The organism is Winogradskyella eximia (assembly GCF_003386165.1).
Classification (GTDB): domain Bacteria; phylum Bacteroidota; class Bacteroidia; order Flavobacteriales; family Flavobacteriaceae; genus Winogradskyella; species Winogradskyella eximia.
Genome location: NZ_QRDV01000005.1, coordinates 171,111 through 191,251, shown reverse-complemented (window position 1 = coordinate 191,251; position 20,141 = coordinate 171,111). Strand labels below are relative to the sequence as shown.

Below are 20,141 nucleotides of genomic sequence, written 5' to 3'. Positions count from 1 at the left end.
AAGAATTTGATAAAGAAAAGATAGCAATTTTTGTTGAATGGTGAACCAGTAAAGTTGTTGTTTTTTACTTAAAAATTAGTCCTCAACTTGCTTTTCTTGAATCACAATTTTATCTTTCTTAAAAATAGGAACTAAGTAAGATAAATTAAAACCAAAACCACTACCAAATTTACTACTGTCGTAAGTTCTGTTATAACCCGGAATATATAAGTTTTCGTAATTATTAGGTTCTTTTTCAGAAATTAAAAATTTAAGTTGCACGTTAATACCTGCAAAAAAGTTATTGAAAAGTTCTGCTTTTAATCCTACTTGGAGTTCTGCCCAAAGTGCCGTTAAGCCATCAAAATCTTGGCTTTCTTCAACCGAATATGGTTCATCCCAATATTGGTTATTAACATCGTAGATGGTATAGCTATTTCGTGTTTGATTAAATGTACTAGCTCCAACACGAAAACCTGTATAAATCAAGTTTTCCATATCGAGCCAATTTTTATAGAAATTAATATCAACGCCTCCTTTAAAATAACTTCCTTTTGTGGTGTTGTCTATATATTCGTATTCAAGTGTTCGTTCTTCATTACCAATTTCACCAGCAATAAAGATGCGTTTGGTGAGACGATAATCTCCCATAATTTCAAAACCAGTATAATTATCGTCAAAAAACGTGCGTGCAAGCTTACTTATATCTGCACCAACCCTAAGGCCATACTTTTGTTTATAAACTAAAGTATCATTGACTGTTTTTTTCTCTTCTTGCGCAAAAGCTATTGTAGAAAACAACAGCAATAGAATTACGCTTCTAGTTATGGTAGATACGTACATGTGTTGTGTTTTCATTTTCTATACTTGCTTGTGTGGTTTCTTCAATTTCAATATTGGTAATCCAATTATCATCATCTGTTACTCTAGAAACACCAATACTATTAAAATTACTTTTGTAACCGCACGCTCTAGAAACGTACACAAACTCGGTGTTATAAGAAATTTCAATGATGTCTTTATTAGAATTTGTTAAAGGATCATCATCTTCAATTCTTAAATTGGTTTCTTCTTCTAGCACAAAACGTACCGTTATTGGTGGTTGCAGTACACCTTCCTGTCCTATAATAAGTGGTAATTCTACTGAATTCGCATTTTCATTAAAGAGTAATGTTACATCAGAAGATACAATGGGTTCAATAGGATTACCATCGTCATCTTCTTCTAATAATCCTTCACCATAAACAGTAATTCTAGAGACATTTAATAATTCTTCAGTATCAGTAGCATCGTAGAATTCAACAATTAGTCTAGGTGTTGTTTGCGTGCTTTCAGGACAAATATCATCACGTTCGCAATTAATAAGTGCAATAGCAATAAATAGGACTAAGAATTTTATGTTTTTCATTTACTTTTTTTCAAATAAAACAACCGTTTCAATATGTGCAGTATGCGGAAATTGATCAACTAAACTTAGTTTTTTAATGCTATAACCAGATTCCATTAATTGTTCCGTATCTCTAGCCTGTGTTGCTGGATTACAAGATACATAAACCAAACGTTCTGCATTTAGGTTTATTATTTTTTTAAGAGTTTTTGGCGCAATACCAGCTCTTGCAGGATCTAAAATAATGGTTCTTATTTTGTTGGTGTATTCTGGGTGTTCGGTTAAGAATTTACCAACATCTGCTGCATAGAATTTTAGACCTTCTATATTATTACGCTTTGCATTTTCTTTTGCATCTTCAATAGCAGCAGCAACAATATCTACACCAACAATTTTAGTGTTTTCGGCTTTGTTAGCTATGATTTGTCCAATAGTCCCTGTTCCACAGAATAAATCTAAAACCACTGTATTATCAACTGCATCTTTGTTTTCTAAAGCATAATCAACCACTTTAGTGTATAATTTTTCAGCACACTTTGGATTTGTTTGAAAAAAGCTTTTCATGCTAATTTCAAAATTTAAATCTAATAACTCTTCTACTATTTTATCATCGCCATAAACTAGAGAAATACTTCCGGTTGTGGCAATGGTTCTGTCACCAACTTCATCATTAATGGTATGTAATAAACCAGCAACGCGATCACCAAATAATTCAACTAAGTAATTAGCAAATTTGTCTAAATCAAATTTTGGTAAATCATATGATGTAGTGACTAAATTGAATAATAATTGATTGGTTTTATAAGATTTTCTTACCACAAAATATCTAAAAAAACCTTCTCTTTTTGGTGCGTGCCAAGGATCTAAACCTGTTTCAATACAATAGGTTCTAATGTCTTTTAATTGGTTTTCAAATTCGGCATCAAATAAACCAGAATCTTTGTTTAAGTTATCACCACACCACCAAGTACCACGTTTTTTAAATCCTAAAGTGAATTCATCTACATCAGTTTTTAATTCATGGTTATAACCAATGGCAGAAAAGCCATATTCCATTTTATTTCTGTAATGAAAGGTGTTAGGAGAGGTTACAAATTCATCAAACTTATCTTCTATATCAGCAACTTTACCAATACGCTTAAATAATTGGAGTGTACTTTCTTTTTTATATTGGTGTTGCTTCTCAATAGGTAAATTAATATAAGGAGCACCAGGAATACTTTGGTAAGGCATATCAACTTCATCTTCCGATGGCTTTAAAACCTCAAAAAGTTTTCCTTCAGCATACTTTTTACTGCACTTTTTAATTTGAGTTTTTACCAATTGACCAGGTAGCGTATTTGGAACGAAAACAACAAATTCGCCATGTTCATTTCTTATGCGACCAATACCTTTACCACCAAAAGCATAATCTTCGATTAAAATTTCAATGATTTGTCCGCGTTTTACAAATTTATTCCGTTCTCTTTTTGGCATTTCTTAAAATAATTAAGGTGCAAAGATAGGTGCAATTTTGCGAATAGTAAAGTTGAAAATGGCGCTATTATTTCTGAGTTTATAACAAATAAAAAACGGCCTAGATTTCTCTAAGCCGCTTTAAATAATTAAGGGTAAAGACGTTTAGTTCTTATTAAACTTTTCTAAGATTTTACCCATTTGTTTTCCGGCAGCTTCACGACCACCAAGTCCAAATGATAAAACGACTGTTAATGCTACTGTTCCTAGTGTAATACCGAAAGCAAGATTTACAATTTCATCTGCAATTCCCATTGAGCGTAAGCCAATAGCTAAGAATATAGCGATGATGCTAATTTTTACAATAGACACTACAAAAGGATTGTTTTTGCTATTTAAAGCTTTTGTAAATAGGTTAGAAATAATTAAACCAATACCGATTATTACAATACCAAATAAGATTTTACCTGCATAAGCTAAAACAGTATCAATGATTTCTGTTAGTTGTGTGAATTCTAATTTTTCGAAAGCTGTAAGCATTCCAAATACAACTATAAGCGCATAAGCGATATTAGATATTAGTTTAGCAACACTTTTAGTACCGACATATTCACTCATGTTCATTTTAGACACTAAACCATCTATATTAAGACTCTGTAATAATTCTTTTAAAAGTTGCGCTACAAATCTACCAACAAATACAAATATGAGTATGATAAGAGTAGCCACTATGATTCTAGGAATAGCTTCAAAAAACGAGCTCAACATAGATGTTGCAGGTTCTGATATCGCTTTCATGTCTAAAATATGAAAAGCAGAAATCAGTAATGGTATAAATACGAATATGAAAACTACCTTTTTTAGAATTTTTACTACGTCAAGGTTTTCAGGAAGTTTAAGTTTTGGAGTAAATTTCTTAATGGTGTCACCAGATAATTCTACCAATTCAGAAACTATTGTCGCTAGCATATAACCAATATAGGCTACTAAACCAGCACCAATAATATTAGGGATGTAATTTGTAAATCCATTAAGCAAGTTTTTTATCGGATCGAGGACTTCCGTTAAACCTAGTTTTCCTAGAGCAAGCATAAAAACAAAAATCATGACTAAGAAATATAAAAGCTTACCTACAAAGCTAGATAGCTTTAATGAGGAACTTTTTAATTTGTCATCAATACCTGTTTTTTTAATGAGTTTTGTTGTCATTCGTTTAATAAAACCAGCGATAAACCAGCCAATTATAAGAATTAAAATTGCGGCAATAACACCAGAAAGGCTTTCACCAAAGGATGCTGTAAATTTGTCAAATAATTGTGTTAAATAGTTCATGGATAATTTGTTAAAAAGTTAGTTTATATATAATTGAGACACTCACTATTTAAAAAAGACACATAAAAACCTAGAATTCTTTTTAAAAACGATAATCGCAATTAGGTTATCTTTAATTGTTTTTTAAAATAAAATGAACCTTTTCAGAATTCTTTCGTCTTTATAATATGAGAGTAGTAAATATCCATAAAAGAAGCATTAATCAACCTAAAGAAAAAGTGTCTGAACTGTTTAAAACATTGGCAACTTCAGAAGATTTAGTTTGGCCTTATGATAACTGGCCAGCAATAAAATTTAAAGACGGAATACAAGTTGGAAGTAGAGGTGGTCACGGCCAAATTAGGTATACTATTATAGAAATTGTAGAAGGTGAATTTATTAAATTTCAATTTTCTAAACCAGATGGTTTTATTGGATTTCATGAGCTTAAAATCCGAGAAATACACAAATACGAAACCGAAATACGACATGAAATTCATGTCAAAGCCAATTTTAAAGCCTCATTATTATGGGTTTTTGTTATTCGTTGGCTTCATGATGCCTTAATTGAAGATGCTTTTGATAAGGTGGAAAATTATTTCACAACCGATAAAAAAGTGTCAACGTATAATTTGTGGGTAAAACTATTGCGAGAAATTTATAAACGAAAATCAATTCAAACTAAAACGGCTTAATTGAAACCAAAACAAAGTATTGACGAAGCATTAGTTGAAGCATATAAAAGTGGAGACAAAAAAGCATTGGCTGCTTTGGTTAAGCGATGGCACAAATTATTTTGCGATAAAGCCTATTGGTTGGTTAAAGATAAAGACGCAGCAAAGGATATTGCCCAAGATAGCTGGTCGATTATTATTCATAAAATTGAAAGTTTAAAAGACCCAAAACAATTCAAATTTTGGGCATATAGAATAGTGACTAATAAAGCAACGGACTGGTTACGACTACAATCTAAGCATCAGAAACGAAATATTAATTCTGAATTAGAACTAGGCAGTGAAGACCAATTTTATTCAGAAAATACGTTTTTAAAGCAACATTTATTAAGGGCTATAAGCCGATTGCCAGAGGGTCAAAAAATAGTAATACAACTTTTTTATATAGAATCATATAGCTTAAAACAGATTAGCGAATTATTACATATATCCATCGGAACAGCTAAATCACGTCTATTCCATGCGAGAGAAAAATTAAAAACAACATTAAAAAATAACGATTATGAAAACTAAAATAGACGACATAGACCAATTAATTAAAGAAACACTAACAGAAGAAGAAGCTAAATTTTATGATGATTTAGAAGAACAAAGTGTATTTGCCATGATTGCAGGTTTATACAAAGGGAAAAATGTGTGGTTTACCATTGTAATGCATATTGTAAATTTAGTGGCACTCGGATTTCTTATATATTGTGTAGTTGAAGCTTTTAAAGCAGAATCAACTAAAGATTTAATACTTTGGGCTTCAGGATTTTTTGTTTGCTTCACAACCATGTGCATGATTAAGATGTACGCTTGGTTACAATTGCATAGAAATGCATTGCAACGCGAAATGAAACGCTTAGAACTTCAAATTTCTTCATTATCATCAAAAATTTCTGAATGAGACTAAAAACCAAAAGGAATATTTACTAATTTGCAGTTTCTTAGGGATGATTTCTTTCCCACGCTGAATTTTCGGACACTTCGAAAGGATAAAGGTAGATAAGGAATGGATATTTTATTCATTTATTAAATTATTTTTAAAATGGCTGTTTTAGACCAATTAACGTCGCAAGAAGCGATAGATTTAGAAAACAAGTATGGTGCACACAATTACCATCCGCTACCTGTAGTATTGAGTAGAGGAGAAGGTGTCTTTGTTTGGGATGTAGAAGGAAAGAAGTATTACGATTTTCTTTCAGCATATTCTGCAGTAAACCAAGGACATTGTCATCCAAAAATTGTTGGTGCAATGACTGAGCAAGCAAAAACCTTAACCTTAACATCGAGAGCATTTTATAATGACATGTTAGGTAAGTTTGAAAAATATGCTACTGAGACCTTTCATTTCGACAAACTGTTACCAATGAATACAGGAGCTGAAGCTGTAGAAACGGCTTTAAAACTTTGTAGGAAATGGGCTTATGAGGTAAAAGGAATTGATGAGAATGAAGCGGAAATTGTAGTTTGTGAAAATAACTTCCACGGAAGAACAACAACGATTATTTCGTTTAGTAACGATCCTGTTGCTCGTAAAAACTTTGGACCATACACTAATGGTTTTATTAAAATTGAATACGATAATTTAGAAGCTTTAGAGGATACTTTAAAAGCTAATCCTAATGTTGCAGGTTTCTTAGTAGAACCAATTCAAGGTGAAGCAGGCGTTTACGTGCCAAGCGAAGGTTATTTAGCCAAAGCAAAAGCTTTATGCGAAAAATATAATGTTTTATTTATAGCTGACGAAGTACAAACAGGTATTGCAAGAACTGGTCGTTTATTGGCAACTTGTGGTAACTGTAGCTGTGCAGATAAGCATTGTTCTGGCACACCAGAAGTTAAAGCTGATATTTTAATTTTAGGTAAAGCCTTATCTGGAGGAGCGTATCCTGTGTCAGCTGTTTTAGCAAATAATGATATTATGGATGTTATTAAACCAGGAAACCACGGAAGTACATTTGGAGGAAATCCTGTTGCTGCTGCAATTGGTATGGCTGCGCTAGAAGTTATAAAAGACGAAGAATTAGCAAATAACGCACAAGAATTAGGGGAATTATTTAGAGCAGAATTATCTAAATTTATTGAAACCAGTTCTATTGTTAATGGTGTAAGAGGAAAAGGCTTATTAAATGCCATTTTAATCAATGACACAGAAGAAAGTGAAACTGCTTGGAATATCTGTATGAAGCTAAGAGATAATGGTTTATTAGCAAAACCAACGCATGGTAATATTATCCGTTTTGCACCACCTTTAGTAATGACTAAAGAACAGTTATTAGATTGTGTGGCTATTATCACAAAAACTTTAAAAGCGTTTGAGAAGTAATATTTATTTAAATTTATAGTATAAAAAAAGCGATTTTCAATTAAGAAAATCGCTTTTTTATTGGTTTAGAAATACTATTGATTTTGTTGCATTTCTTCAATCATTTCCATGTAGTCTGACATCATTTCTTCATACTGACCAGTAGAAAGTAAGTAAATATAGATACCTAAAATAATTACACTCAATACCAATGAAATTATCGCAATGATTTTGGCTGTTTTAACTTGGCTGAAATTGCTGTACAATTCAGGGTTTTCAGCATACGTTTTTTCGTCTTTGTTGGTTAAGAATAATGCAATACCAGATAGTATAACTCCTCCAATTCCGCTTGTGCAGCAGCAACCGATTAATGATAGAATAGCGAGTACTAAACTAATAGTAGCATTTGGTAATTTTTGATTTTCCATAAAGTGTTATTTAAAATAAAGTTTAAGTAAAAAGCTGCCAATAATAATGGCAACGTTGGCTACTGCCAATATAGTAATAATTTTAGTGCCAGATTTATAGTTTTTAAAACTATTGATAATAATAAATCCAAAAAGTGCAATAATAGAATAAATAGCAGGATACATTATAAAGGCATCTACAAATTGACCTTTTAAAATCAACGCCACAGAACGCTGAAGACCACAACCCATACACTCAAAACCTAAATATTTTTTATTTAAGCAAGGCAGCATATAGTCTTCTATTCCTTTTGCAAGTATTAACATTATGCTAAATTAATAATTTGATAAATATTTAAGCAATTACAACAAATAATTTTTCTATACCTTATTTTTGTGTTTCGTATTAATTACAGAATTATGAATATTTCTAGAGCTATAAATTTTATTTGCATCGTCGTTGGAGGCTTAATAGCATTTTATGCTAATGCTGAACAAGAAAAAAATACCTATTTGTTAATAGGAGGTATTGTATTATTGGTGTTTGGAGTTTATAGAACATCTAGAAATATACCAAGTAAGTTTGATAAAGAAGAAGAATCATTTATTAAAACAGAAAAAGAAGATGAAGTTTAAAATAGGGGATTCTGTTGAAACAATAGACGATGATATTTCAGGAATTATTACAAAAATTTCAGAAAATACGATTACAGTAGAAGATAGTGATGGCTTCGATTTACAGTTTGATGCCAAGGAACTGATGATTGCTGCATCAGGTAATAGTTTTGCAAATGCCATTTACGATACAGATATTGAAGCTGTAAAGAGAGAAAAGGAAATTAAGAAAAGAAAAAACGTTACTGCGGTAAAACCCAAGGAGCGTCACACTCCAAAATTTGAAGTTGATTTACATATTCATCATTTAACAAAATCGTCTAGAGGTATGTCTAATTTTGAGATGCTGAATCTGCAATTAGATACCGCAAGAGGACAATTAGAATTTGCCATGCGTAAACGTATTCCTAAAATTGTATTTATACATGGAGTAGGTGAGGGTGTCCTTAGGCAAGAATTAGAATCTCTTTTTGGTCGCTATAATAATGTACAGTTTTATGATGCGGATTATAAAACGTATGGATTAGGAGCCACAGAGGTTAGGATTCTTCAAAATGTAGAACCTTAGATGTATTAATCAGCAACAACTTGTGGGGCTAAGTCTTCTATCGTTGTAGTTAAGGTACCAAAATTAATTTCTGTAGATCTAAAGATGGTTACATCAGAATCTTTAACTACGAAAGTTGTTTCTACAGTTCTTGTATATACTTTTTCAAAAGCATTATAATCTTCAAAGGTATAGGATGTGTTTTCTGCATTATTTAGATAAAGTTGTACTAGAACTCCATTTACAGCTACGCGATCATCGCCAGGACCATTCTCTCCGTTAGCGTCTTCTAATCTGGTTGGAATTAAGTCACCATCGTCATCAGCATCTAAGTAATCTGGTATATCATCTCCATTAGGTAAGTCCGCATCAGTATTCATCGGATTAGTTGTTGGATCAGCATCACCATCGCTATTATCTATTTCATTTATAGTTAATACATTATCACCATCATCATCTATATCCAAATAATTTGGTATGCCATCACCATCTGTATCTAAAGAATCTCTATAAATACCATCTTCGTCTGGTAGTCCTGCAAGGCCTTCAAATGCTGTAGGTACTCCGTCATTATCATCATCTACATAGGTAGAGGTCACTTCAACAGTTGCACCATTAGCTGCCTCATAATTTTCTCGTATAGTTAAATCAATAGGAGGCACTATTGCACACATATCACTAGATGTTAATTCTCTATTATAAGTTCTATATATAAAACGAATTGTACTTCCATTAATCGTTAATATTTCAGGAGTGCCTTCTGTTGTTGCAGTTGTAAATAAAGCATCATTAGCCGTAGATTTTGGGAATATTAGAATAAGAGCTTCACTAGGATCTTCACGTGTGTCATAAATAAGATGAGAATCTTCAAAATTATCACATCGCTCTAATTCTTCATCAAATACTAAGTCAACAGTTAAAATATCACCATCATCACAAGCGACTAAAAAGACCAAACAAAAAAGGATATAAAAACGACGTATCATAGATTCAATTTTAAGCAAAAATAAAGGATTTGTAAAATTATAACGCTCCATTAACTAAATAATTTTATTTACAATATTTTTGCGGTATGAAATGGGAGTGTTCAACGTTTATCATTTAAAATAATGATGGAATAACGGACAGTTTATGACTAGTGAAAAACAATACATACAACACATGAAACAAGTTTATTTAGACAACGCGGCAACCACAGCAATACGGCCAGAAGTTATAGAGCGTATGACGCAAGTGTTGAGAGATAGCTACGGAAATGCATCTTCTACACACAGTTTTGGGCGTTCGTCTAAAGCGCTTTTAGAGCAATGCAGAAAAAACATAGCATCTTACTTTAATGTGGCTGCTTCCGAAATTGTTTTTACGTCAGGAGGTACTGAGGCTGATAATCTAGCACTACGAAGTGCAGTTAGAGATTTAGGAGTTACAGAGATTATTACATCTAGAATTGAACATCATGCCGTTTTACATACCACAGAGCAGTTGCAAAAAGAGTATAATATTGAAGTAAAGTATGTAGATTTAGATGATTGTGGTCTAATAGATTATTCACATTTAGAACACTTATTACAGTCTAGCAACAAAGCCATAGTGAGTTTAATGCATATTAATAATGAGGTTGGTAATATTTTAGATATTGAGCGCGTTGCAACCCTCTGTAAATCGAATAATGCATTATTTCATACAGATACCGTGCAATCCATTGGTCATTATAAAATTGATTTAAAAACGACTCCAATAGATTTTTTGGCAGCAAGTGCACATAAATTTCACGGACCAAAAGGTGTTGGTTTTTGCTTTATAAGAAAAGAATCTGGATTGAAACCTCTAATTTTTGGAGGAGAACAAGAAAGAGGTTACAGAGCAGGTACAGAATCCATTCATAATATTGTTGGCCTAGACGAAGCTTTAAAAATAGCCTATGCTAATTTGGAAGAAGATAAAAAGTATGTTTCAGGATTGAAAGCTTATTTTATGCAACAAATAGAAACACATTTACCAAAAACAAGTTTTAATGGTGGTTGTGCAGATACTATAAATAGTACATATACGCTGGTTAATGTCTGTTTGCCAATTGCACCAGAAAAAGCTGGAATGTTACAATTTCAACTCGATTTAAAAGGTATTGCTTGTTCTAAAGGTAGTGCTTGCCAAAGCGGAAGTAACCAACAATCGCACGTGTTAACAGAAATATTAAATGATGAGAAATTAAAACAACCATCAGTCCGTTTCTCCTTTAGTATATATAATACTAAAGAAGAATTGGATTATGTGGTTAATGTTTTAAAGGCTTTTGTTAGTGCTTAACAAGTATCTTTTGAGATTTTAAATTGGTGCTAGATTTCGTTGCTACTTTTACAATGTAAGCACCATCACTTATAGATACCGTAGAAAGATTGTAATGATCTGAAACAGCATCAATAGGTAAACTTAAGACACGTCTACCAGAAACATCATATAATTCTATTGTCTTAACATCTAAATTAGTTGGGTTAAGAACAGTGAGCTCTTGGTTGTTATTGTCTTGACGAATGCTTAATGATGTTACATCAAATTCATCGATACCTAAAGTACCTTCAGGTGTGAATACAATTTCAAAACGGTTAGAATAATTTCCTGGTTCAATATTAAGTTCGTAATCTAAATTTCTCAAATTAACATAAGTGTCATTGTCGATATCGTGAATATAGATACCTTGAGATTCATCAAAATTCTGAATATCAAAAATTCTAAAACGTAAAGGTTGTTGTTGCTCAATATCTATAGTTATAGGAATAATGAGTGTTTCTTCAAATGGAAAAGCTTGACCGTTATATATTTTTTCATCCAATAAGAAATAAGCATCCGATGGAGTAGGTTCAGAATGAATTAATTCTAACCCATAATCAAAACCAGCAGTTGCAGTCTCATGAAAATTTAAAACCAATTGTCTTGTGTATTGTGCTTCATTAGCAGTGAAATCGACATTTATTCTAAAACGTTTAAAATCATCAGGTACTATGGAAAGACCGTTGTCTTGGTATTGAATACTAGTAGTTTCATCAGTATTATCTCCATCGTCAGTACTATTTCTAAAGAAATAACTGTTACCATCAGATTCTTTAGCAAATACACGGTGTGCGTTTTTAGCATAAACCGTTGCAGGAGTTCCAGGTGTACCAGCAATGCCTTCAACCATAAAGCCTTGTCCGATTGGGATATATCTACCAGCAGATTTAGAACCATCAGTTGGTATAGCTAAAGGAAAGGTGTTGTCATCTTCATCGTAGGTCATAAATTGAGCAGGAGTATCCGTAATTACAGTTCCTGTGGCATTAATGGTAAACGAATAATAACCTCCTCTATAATCTTGCAAAGTATGAGAGGGTACAGTACCATCTTGTTCCCAGTAAAGAAGTGTACCTGTAATTGAAGCTTGGTTTTGCGGATCGTGAATAAACAATGCAGAATCCATAGCACTTGGGTAAGGATTACCAACTAAAGTGTTTAAGCCGTTAGCGACATCATTAGTAATGGTACCATTATTAGGCTTTCCTCTAAAATCGTAAACTTGACTACCTGTAGCTCCCGTTCCGTTTCCTTTCATTGTAAAGCCAAGTCCTGGGCTAATATTTCCGGTAGCACCTACATAAACCCAATCAATATATTGATCTGCAGTTTGATACGTCCATAACCAACGGTCTGAAATAGTTAAAGGTGATGCACTACCATCAAAGCCTGTGGTAAATGCAGCATCTGTACTAGAGATTAATCCTGTAGCATCATCAATTAAATTTACACGTGCATTTTCATTTCCGGTAGCTGCTGAATTATTACCAACAGGAGAACACCAATAGTTATAAGACCATTGATTTACAGTGCCTGTTTGATAAACACTTAATTGTCCTGTACCAGAATTTGTACTTGTAGCAGCTCCAAAATCTTGAATTAACTGCGCTTCGTTTCTTAAATATATTTTACTATCTGCGCCAGTTAAGTTAACTTCATTTGTAACATAAAGTGGAGCAACATCGGGAGCAGCAGTAAACCCATTTCCATCGACAAAAATATACGAGTCATTAGTGACAGTTAATTGAGCAAAAGCCATACTACAGCCTAGCAGAAGCCATGCTAAGAAAGAAAGTTTCATGTTCTTAAATTTTAATGCTGAAGTTTAGTAGGGTAATCTAAAGCGAATTAGATAGTTACAAATCTAATGAATTATTACGTTATTAGCGTGCCGTACATCGAAAATTTAGGTTGTTACACTAAAAAAACAAGAAGAATAACTAAATTTTTGAATGACTTTTATAGTCTAGCAGTTAATCTTACATTAAAAACACGAGGCGTCAAATAATTAGGAATGGCATATTGTCCCTTAGAGTACACATCTCTTACCCACGTATTGGTAATTGAGTTTTGGTTGCCAAACATGTTATAGATTTCAAAACCTAGAGAGAGTTCTCTAAACGGTTTTTTCCATTTAGAACTGTATTGTTTTTCAGGATTTACTAATTGATAAGAAATTCCTAAATCTGCACGTCTATAATCTCTTAAGCGTAATTGATAAAGATATTTGTCTGCATAACTAGGCGAACCTCCTGGAACTCCTGTATTATAGACTAAATTTAAATACATTTTTAAGTCTGGCATATTTGGTACATAATCTTGAAACAAAGCACCAAACTTTAAACGCTGATCGGTTGGTCTGGCTATGTAACCACGATCATCTATGTTTTCTTCGGTTTTTAAATACCCAAAACTGAACCAAGATTCTGTTCCTGGTACAAATTCACCATTAATTCTAACATCTAAACCATAAGCATATGCCTCAGCGTTATTGCTTGCACTGTAGCGAATTCTAACATTTTCTAGTGTGTATGGATTAACATCAGTCATTCCTTTATAGTAAGCTTCTGTAACTAATTTAAATGGTCTTTCCCAAATTTCGAAACTATACTCGTTACCCAAAACAACATGAAAAGATTTTTGAGCCTTTACATTAGGTTGTACTGTACCAGAAGAATCTCTTAATTCTCTATAAAAAGGAGGTTGGTAGTAGAGACCAGCAGCCACTCTAAAAAGCATATCTTTTTCCCAATTTGGTTTAATAGCAAATTGTGCTCTTGGACTAATAACAGTTTGTGTTTTGCTATCTGAGATACCATCTCCACTAACAGCCCAACTGTGAGTTCTTATACCTGCATTATAAAATACCTCATGGCCATTCCAATCGGTTCGTTTGCTGTATTGTGCAAAAGCTTGGAATCTATTGATTTTTACAAAATTTAAAGCCTTTATGTTTTCAAAAGCTGTTAAAGGACCAGTAAACTGATCGTAAGGCTGTGTGTTGGGTTGGCTAAAACGAGGTGGTCTAATTGAAAAACCTGCAGAATCAATAATTTCGTATTCTTCTAATCGGTCTCTAATATCTTCATGTGTATATTTTACAGACCATTCAATTGTACTTTCGTCATCAATTTTATAATCACCTCTGTGTTCTGCATTTACAATAAAAGCATCTAAATCGTTACGAGCATGTGTTAATTGCGATCCGATACCTTCACTAAATTCTACTTCACCCAAATTTTCATCTCCAATATTTGTATTTACTTCACCTAAACGGTATTGTGCTAATATGTCAAAATATTCTTGCTCTGTGGTGTGGTAAGCAGAAGCAATCAATTTTAGTGTTAAATCATCACTCGCAAAATAATTGGCTTTAAAAGCACCAAAATACGTTTGGTATTGGTCTTTTTCTTGTCCTTCATAAAAGACTAAAAGGGCTACAGGATCTTGTAAAGTACCAAAGTTAGTCTGTCTGTTTTTAGGTTGAAAGTTGTATTTATTTGATGATATATTTCCTAGAAAATTTAAATGAAATTTACTCGAAAAACGATAGGTTAAATACGTTTGTGCATCTGCAAAAACAGGTTCTACATTGCCTTCTGTTTCTAAACTATTTAATAATAAACTATTATCTCTATACCTTACACCTGCAATTCCAGAAAATTTTCCGTCTTTTGAAACAGTTTCGGCAGCAATACCACCTCCTAATAAACTAATATCTGCTCTAATACCAAAGTCTACCGGATTACGATAAGTGATATCTAAAACTGAAGATAATTTATCACCATATTTAGCTTGAAAACCTCCAGCAGAAAAATCTACATTATGCACCATATCGGTATTAACAAAACTTAAGCCTTCTTGGTTTCCAGAACGCACAAGAAAAGGTCTATACACTTCAATTTCGTTGACATACACTAAGTTTTCATCAAAGTTTCCACCTCTTACGGAATACTGTGTACTTAATTCATTAGAAATATTTACACCAGGTAAGGTCTTTAAAATATTCTCAACTCCAGGTTGTGCACCTTTTATGGTTCTAATCATTTGTGGAGAAATGGATGTGACTCCTTCAACAGATTGTCTGGTATTAGTATTAATAACTACGGTTGCAATTTGTTCTACGTCAATAAGCATTACCGGATTATACTCTATTTCTTGTCCATTTTTAAGATTAAATTTCTGCTCTACACGTTTGTGCGAAATGTGAGTAAAGATTACTGTTACTTCTACACCAAATGGAATTTTAAGTTCGTAAAATCCGTTGCTATTGGTTGCGGTACCTTCTCCAGAGCTGGCTTTTATATTAATACCTTCGATTGGAGTATTGACTTCGTCTAAAATAACACCTCTTATTATGGCAGATTGTGAAAAGGATAATACGCTAAAAAGTAAGCTGAGTATGAGTATAAGATGTAAGCGCTTCAAATGATTTGTTTTTCTTAGTTGGTATTAAATAAGATTGTGGTGTTCAATCGTATTTTCCTAAATGCTTATATAATGACGTAAAGTTTCTTTTCAGCTAGAAGCCTTTATTGACTTTATTCTAGAGGTTGAAGAAGTTTTAGGTCTGTAAAATTTTATTTTCTAAAAAATGTTGCTTCAAATGTAGAACTATTTCCAACATTATCCGTTACAATTATTTTTAATTCGTTCTTGGTATCATTAACGATATTATCATTAAAATCGTGTGTTAAAGTATTTGTTTTATAATCGTATTCCATGAGAATCCATTTGCCATTAACAGTGGCTCTATATTTGCTAATACCAGATAAATCATCTGTAATCTTAACTTTTAGATAGCGGTATTTGCTGATCCATTTTTTATTTTGAAAATTGATTGGTGTAATTGTTGGAGGAACTGTATCTGTTGCCAATGCAAAAGTTCCTAACGATTTGCTTCGAGCACTTAAAATATGACCTTTTCTAGTAGATGACACATAGTAAGGCTTTTTATAATTACCGTAAAATCTTGCGATAAAAAGTTTGTCTTGATGGTCTTCTTTATAATGACTTAGATCGTAATTGATGTAAAAATTCTTTTGCATTGCAATTCTATCCTCACCTAAAAAAAGAGTGTCTGAACTTACATTAAAATCTAAATATTCATCATCATATAGGGTGTTTTTGTAGAAATTCACTGTAATAAAGCTAGAGGTTAATGTCGTCTCTTTGTCACTATAAACTAATGATTTTTTAGAAATGTCAAGACTATCGCGCACAATAGTTTCCAATTCTCCTTTTACAGGTATAGTTACCCAAGTTTCATTATTATGGTAGTCTCTAATTCTCATTTTATAAACAGAAGACGTACTGTCTTCAACAAAAACATAACCATTATCGTAAGTATTTTTAAAGAGCGTTAAAGGGTTATTTTTTTCAATGAATAATTTCTGAATTTTAGATTTTTTACTTTTATAATAATCGTAATCCACATAACGATTAATATGTTTGGCTTCCTCAAAACTAAAACGTTTAAAATCTACTTCAAGACTTTTATTGCCATTAAAAAAGGTTTGAATATTACTTACTCCATTATTATTTGGTGCTAAATCTAACTTATCATTAGAGACGACTCCAAAACCAATGGTGCCGTGAGCTTTAATTTTTTCAACTTCATAATCACCAGTTTTATTTGGAATGAGTCGTAAGGCTACACGTTCATTTTTACCATTTATAGTAGACTGATCGTCTTTTGGGTAAGCAAATATTGCAGAAACATAAGGTGGCTTAGAGTCTTTTACTTCCATACCAAAAAGCAACGGATTCATAGGACGCTCTTGGTTGTCTCTAATCTCGAAATGTAAATGTGGTCCACCAGAACTACCTGTATTACCAGAATAAGCAATAACTTCATTGGGTTCAATAATAATTTCGTCAACGCCAGGAAACATCTCTACCTCAAAACTTTCCTTTTCGTATTGGCATAGTTTAATATAATCTTCTAAACGTTTCGAGAATTTTTTAAGATGTCCATAAACAGTGGTGTAACCATTAGGGTGTGTTATATAAACGGCTTTTCCGTAACCAAAATGCGATACTTTAATTCTACTGACATAACCTTCAGAAGCAGCATATACTTTTAACCCTTGTTTTTGCTGCGTTTTAATATCTAGACCAGCATGGAAATGAGTAGATCGTAATTCTCCAAAAGTACCAGCGAGCACTAACGGAATATCTAACGGATGCCTAAAATAATCTTGAGGATATTCAGATTGTGCATAAGTAGAGCATGTAAGTAAAAGAAGGAGCAAAAATGATTTCATAGAATGGACTAATAAGCTAAAATATTAATTTGATTGCTATTTTCAAATGATACAACCGTATTATTTTTCTTAATGGTATGAGTTTATATCGATTTTGTAAAGATAATATTGCTGTGAATAACAACTATATTTATGAAGCGCTTATTAAACGGTTTAATTTTTTATTTAGCGCTTATGGTATAGGCAGATAAGAGAGAAGTGGCTTTTATTTAGGCTAATAAGTAAAAATCTGTAAGGACGTTACAAAAATAATTGTAAAAGAATTGTGTTTTATCATTAGGTATGTTAACTTTGTTTCAATAGTATTGAATCGCTTTAATGAGTAAAATAGAAGACATTGTTGATGCGTTAGAGAATAAAATCAGTAAGATTTTACATAAGCAACAGGTTTTAAAACAAACCAACGCTAAACTCTCAGACCAATTAGAACAGCAGCAGCAAAAGCTTTTAGAACAACAAGAAGCAATTGCTGATTGGGTAGAAAAGTATGAAACTCTTAAAATGGCAAATTCAATGCTTGGTAGTGACGAAAATAAACGAGAAACAAAGCTCAAAATAAATGCACTTATTAGAGATATTGACCATTGTATTGGGCAACTCTCAGAATAAAGTTGTAAATTAGACATATATGTCAGAACAATTAAAAATTAAACTTTCTATTGCTAATAGAGTTTATCCGTTAACGATAAATCCGAGTCAGGAAGAAGGTTTACGAAAGGCCACAAAGAAGATTGAGGCTATGATTGGACAATTTGAGCAGAATTACTCTGTAAGAGATAAGCAAGATGTTTTGGCCATGTGTGCCTTACAATTTGCCGCTCAAGTAGAGCAAAAGTCAATAGAAAAAGAGTATGTAAATGAAGAGGTTCAAGAAAAGCTAGTTGCTTTAAATGAACTTTTAAATCAACATATTTAACTCGTACGTTCTTTAAAATAAAAGGTTACTGCCTACATTAGTTACATTTTTTGATAAACTCAACGATCAATTCTTTAAAAAGGGTGAGTTTAAGTTGTAAAATCGTGCTGCCATTGCTGAACTCGTTTCAGTATTTCGGGCAGATTTTTGATCAGCTTGTTAGCCCTAAACTTGTTTTAAGGAGTTTATACAAAACCGCTAGCTGATGTAGGCTTTTTTTTTATACAATTTTTAGTGTTTACAGCACTTAAATTGCACTTTTCCAGTGTTAGGTTGGAATCTTTAAATATTACCTAACGTAAATAAATTAAATAATAAACATGGACACTAACACAATTATATATATAGTTGGAGGCGTAGTATTAGGAGTAATACTAGGATATATTATAGCTAAATCTTTAGAAAAAGGTAAAGCTTCAAAAATAATAGCAGATGCAGAAAGCGAATCTCAATCAATTTTAAAACAAGCTAAGTTAGATGGAGAATCTATTAAGAAAGATAAAATACTTCAGGCTAAAGAAAAATTTATTGAATTAAAAGCAGAGCACGAAAAAGTGATTCTTTCGCGTGATAAAAAAATGGCTGAATCAGAAAAGCGTATTAGAGATAAAGAATCTCAAATCTCTAATGAGCTTAATAAGACTAAGAAATCTAATCAATCTTTAGAAGATAAGATAAAGGATTACGATTTTAGAATGGAATTCTTAGATAAGAAGCAAGAAGAAATAGAAAAAGCGCATAAGAGCCAAATAAAGCAACTTGAAGTTATCTCTGCATTATCTGCAGAAGAAGCTAAAGAGCAATTAATAGAATCTCTGAAAGAAGAAGCTAAGACGGATGCTATGGGTTATATTCAAGATACCGTAGAGGAAGCTAAATTAACAGCGCAACAAGAAGCTAAGAAAATCATTATTAATACGATACAACGAATAGGTACGGAAGAGGCTGTAGATAATTGTGTATCTGTATTTAATATAGAGTCAGACGATGTTAAAGGTAGAATTATTGGTAGAGAAGGTAGAAACATTAGAGCAATTGAAGCTGCTACTGGTGTTGAGATCATTGTAGATGATACACCTGAGGCTATTATATTATCTTGTTTTGATTCTGTAAGACGTGAAATAGCGCGTTTATCTCTTCATAAATTAGTAACTGATGGAAGAATTCACCCAGCACGTATTGAAGAAATCGTAAAAAAGACAGAAAAACAAATTGAACAAGAAATTATAGAGGTAGGTAAGCGTACGGTTATCGATTTAGGAATTCATGGTCTACATCCTGAATTAATTAAGATGGTAGGTCGTATGAAATACCGTTCATCTTATGGACAGAATTTACTACAACACTCACGTGAAGTCGCTAAACTTTGTGGTGTGATGGCAGCGGAATTAGGCTTAAATCCTAAGTTAGCGAAAAGAGCAGGTTTATTACACGATATTGGTAAAGTACCATCATCTGAAACAGATGTTGAAACTCCACACGCAATTTTAGGTATGCAATGGGCAGAAAAGCATGGTGAGAAACCAGAGGTTTGTAACGCTATTGGAGCACACCACGACGAAATTGAAATGACAACTTTATTAGCGCCAATTATTCAGGTGTGTGATGCTATATCTGGTGCAAGACCAGGTGCAAGACGTCAGGTTTTAGATTCTTATATTCAACGTTTAAAAGACTTAGAAGATGTTGCTTTTGGATTTACAGGTGTAAAGAAAGCTTATGCTATACAAGCAGGTAGAGAATTACGTGTTATAGTAGAAAGTGAAAAAGTAACAGACGACAGAGCGGCAAGTTTATCGTTTGAGATTTCTCAAAAAATCCAGACTGATATGACGTATCCTGGACAAGTTAAAGTAACAGTGATTAGAGAAACTAGAGCAGTTAATATTGCAAAATAAATTAGATT

Annotated in this window: 20 protein-coding genes and 1 other RNA gene; 11 read left to right on the top strand and 10 right to left on the bottom strand. The window is 32.6% G+C overall.

What is annotated here, in order from left to right; all coding sequences use genetic code 11:
• Positions 1–75: 75 nt before the first annotated feature.
• The 4 genes from DFQ10_RS11995 to DFQ10_RS11980 form a co-directional block, all read right to left on the bottom strand.
• Positions 76–837: a DUF6048 family protein gene (locus DFQ10_RS11995; protein ID WP_220352468.1), complete on the bottom strand. Its 762-nt coding sequence runs from the start codon at positions 835–837 to the stop codon at positions 76–78.
• The gene (locus DFQ10_RS11990; RefSeq protein ID WP_115817669.1) at positions 800–1,387 is read right to left on the bottom strand and encodes a DUF6452 family protein; all 588 of its coding nucleotides are present in this window, start codon (positions 1,385–1,387) and stop codon (positions 800–802) included. The genes DFQ10_RS11995 and DFQ10_RS11990 overlap by 38 nt, the downstream gene beginning before the upstream one ends.
• Entirely contained in the window at positions 1,388–2,842 is a 1,455-nt protein-coding gene (gene rlmD, locus DFQ10_RS11985) for a 23S rRNA (uracil(1939)-C(5))-methyltransferase RlmD (protein ID WP_115817668.1), read from the bottom strand. It abuts the gene before it with no gap.
• Positions 2,843–2,986: 144 nt separating this feature from the next.
• Positions 2,987–4,153, bottom strand: a complete 1,167-nt coding sequence (locus DFQ10_RS11980; RefSeq protein WP_115817667.1) for a mechanosensitive ion channel — start codon at positions 4,151–4,153, stop codon at positions 2,987–2,989.
• A 167-nt stretch (positions 4,154–4,320) separates the two neighbouring features.
• On the opposite strand from DFQ10_RS11980, the gene DFQ10_RS11975 reads away from it, so the two are divergent.
• The 4 genes from DFQ10_RS11975 to rocD all read left to right on the top strand — a co-directional run bounded on the left by DFQ10_RS11975 (position 4,321) and on the right by rocD (position 7,177).
• Complete coding sequence (locus tag DFQ10_RS11975; protein ID WP_115817666.1) at positions 4,321–4,827, top strand: hypothetical protein; 507 nt, start codon at positions 4,321–4,323, stop codon at positions 4,825–4,827.
• Entirely contained in the window at positions 4,828–5,379 is a 552-nt protein-coding gene (locus DFQ10_RS11970) for an RNA polymerase sigma factor (RefSeq protein WP_115817665.1), read from the top strand.
• Positions 5,369–5,755 (top strand): DUF6768 family protein, encoded by a 387-nt coding sequence (locus tag DFQ10_RS11965; protein WP_115817664.1) that lies wholly within the window; start codon positions 5,369–5,371, stop codon positions 5,753–5,755. The genes DFQ10_RS11970 and DFQ10_RS11965 overlap by 11 nt, the downstream gene beginning before the upstream one ends.
• Before the next feature lie 141 nt (positions 5,756–5,896).
• On the top strand, positions 5,897–7,177 hold the full coding sequence (gene rocD / locus DFQ10_RS11960; RefSeq protein ID WP_115817663.1) for an ornithine--oxo-acid transaminase: 1,281 nt from the start codon (positions 5,897–5,899) through the stop codon (positions 7,175–7,177).
• 74 nt (positions 7,178–7,251) lie between these two features.
• Here rocD and DFQ10_RS11955 read toward each other — a convergent pair whose 3' ends face one another.
• Positions 7,252–7,584 carry a CCC motif membrane protein gene (locus DFQ10_RS11955; protein WP_115817662.1) on the bottom strand — a complete coding sequence of 111 codons (333 nt, stop codon included), beginning with the start codon at positions 7,582–7,584 and terminating at the stop codon, positions 7,252–7,254.
• A 6-nt stretch (positions 7,585–7,590) separates the two neighbouring features.
• Positions 7,591–7,890, bottom strand: coding sequence for a DUF2752 domain-containing protein (locus DFQ10_RS11950; RefSeq protein WP_181897629.1), 300 nt, complete (start codon positions 7,888–7,890; stop codon positions 7,591–7,593).
• Positions 7,891–7,983: 93 nt separating this feature from the next.
• On the opposite strand from DFQ10_RS11950, the gene DFQ10_RS11945 reads away from it, so the two are divergent.
• Together DFQ10_RS11945 and DFQ10_RS11940 are read left to right on the top strand one after the other, a co-directional pair.
• A complete protein-coding gene (locus DFQ10_RS11945; protein ID WP_115817661.1) occupies positions 7,984–8,199 on the top strand; it encodes a hypothetical protein in 216 nt (71 codons plus the stop codon).
• The gene (locus DFQ10_RS11940; RefSeq protein WP_115817660.1) at positions 8,189–8,746 is read left to right on the top strand and encodes a Smr/MutS family protein; all 558 of its coding nucleotides are present in this window, start codon (positions 8,189–8,191) and stop codon (positions 8,744–8,746) included. Before DFQ10_RS11945 ends, DFQ10_RS11940 begins: the two co-directional genes overlap by 11 nt.
• Before the next feature lie 5 nt (positions 8,747–8,751).
• On the opposite strand, the gene DFQ10_RS11935 is transcribed toward DFQ10_RS11940, so the two are convergent.
• The gene (locus DFQ10_RS11935) at positions 8,752–9,711 is read right to left on the bottom strand and encodes a hypothetical protein (protein WP_181897628.1); all 960 of its coding nucleotides are present in this window, start codon (positions 9,709–9,711) and stop codon (positions 8,752–8,754) included.
• A gap of 175 nt (positions 9,712–9,886) precedes the next feature.
• On the opposite strand from DFQ10_RS11935, the gene DFQ10_RS11930 reads away from it, so the two are divergent.
• Positions 9,887–11,032: a cysteine desulfurase family protein gene (locus DFQ10_RS11930; protein ID WP_115817782.1), complete on the top strand. Its 1,146-nt coding sequence runs from the start codon at positions 9,887–9,889 to the stop codon at positions 11,030–11,032.
• Here DFQ10_RS11930 and DFQ10_RS11925 read toward each other — a convergent pair.
• From DFQ10_RS11925 to DFQ10_RS11915, 3 genes are all read right to left on the bottom strand, one after another.
• Positions 11,022–12,854 carry a T9SS type A sorting domain-containing protein gene (locus DFQ10_RS11925; RefSeq protein WP_115817658.1) on the bottom strand — a complete coding sequence of 611 codons (1,833 nt, stop codon included), beginning with the start codon at positions 12,852–12,854 and terminating at the stop codon, positions 11,022–11,024. The genes DFQ10_RS11930 and DFQ10_RS11925 overlap by 11 nt on opposite strands.
• Positions 12,855–13,012: 158 nt before the next feature.
• Positions 13,013–15,481 carry a TonB-dependent receptor gene (locus DFQ10_RS11920; protein ID WP_115817657.1) on the bottom strand — a complete coding sequence of 823 codons (2,469 nt, stop codon included), beginning with the start codon at positions 15,479–15,481 and terminating at the stop codon, positions 13,013–13,015.
• 152 nt (positions 15,482–15,633) lie between these two features.
• Positions 15,634–17,319, bottom strand: coding sequence for a M23 family metallopeptidase (locus DFQ10_RS11915; protein ID WP_115817656.1), 1,686 nt, complete (start codon positions 17,317–17,319; stop codon positions 15,634–15,636).
• Between the two features lie 318 nt (positions 17,320–17,637).
• Between DFQ10_RS11915 and DFQ10_RS11910 the strand changes: the two genes are divergently transcribed.
• The 4 genes from DFQ10_RS11910 (at position 17,638) to rny (ending at position 20,133) form a co-directional block, all read left to right on the top strand.
• Positions 17,638–17,928, top strand: coding sequence for a hypothetical protein (locus DFQ10_RS11910; protein WP_115817655.1), 291 nt, complete (start codon positions 17,638–17,640; stop codon positions 17,926–17,928).
• Between the two features lie 19 nt (positions 17,929–17,947).
• Positions 17,948–18,235: a cell division protein ZapA gene (locus DFQ10_RS11905; RefSeq protein WP_115817654.1), complete on the top strand. Its 288-nt coding sequence runs from the start codon at positions 17,948–17,950 to the stop codon at positions 18,233–18,235.
• A gap of 57 nt (positions 18,236–18,292) precedes the next feature.
• Positions 18,293–18,422: non-coding RNA, 6S RNA (ssrS, locus tag DFQ10_RS11900), on the top strand.
• A gap of 133 nt (positions 18,423–18,555) precedes the next feature.
• The gene (gene rny / locus DFQ10_RS11895; RefSeq protein ID WP_115817653.1) at positions 18,556–20,133 is read left to right on the top strand and encodes a ribonuclease Y; all 1,578 of its coding nucleotides are present in this window, start codon (positions 18,556–18,558) and stop codon (positions 20,131–20,133) included.
• Positions 20,134–20,141: the final 8 nt, after the last annotated feature.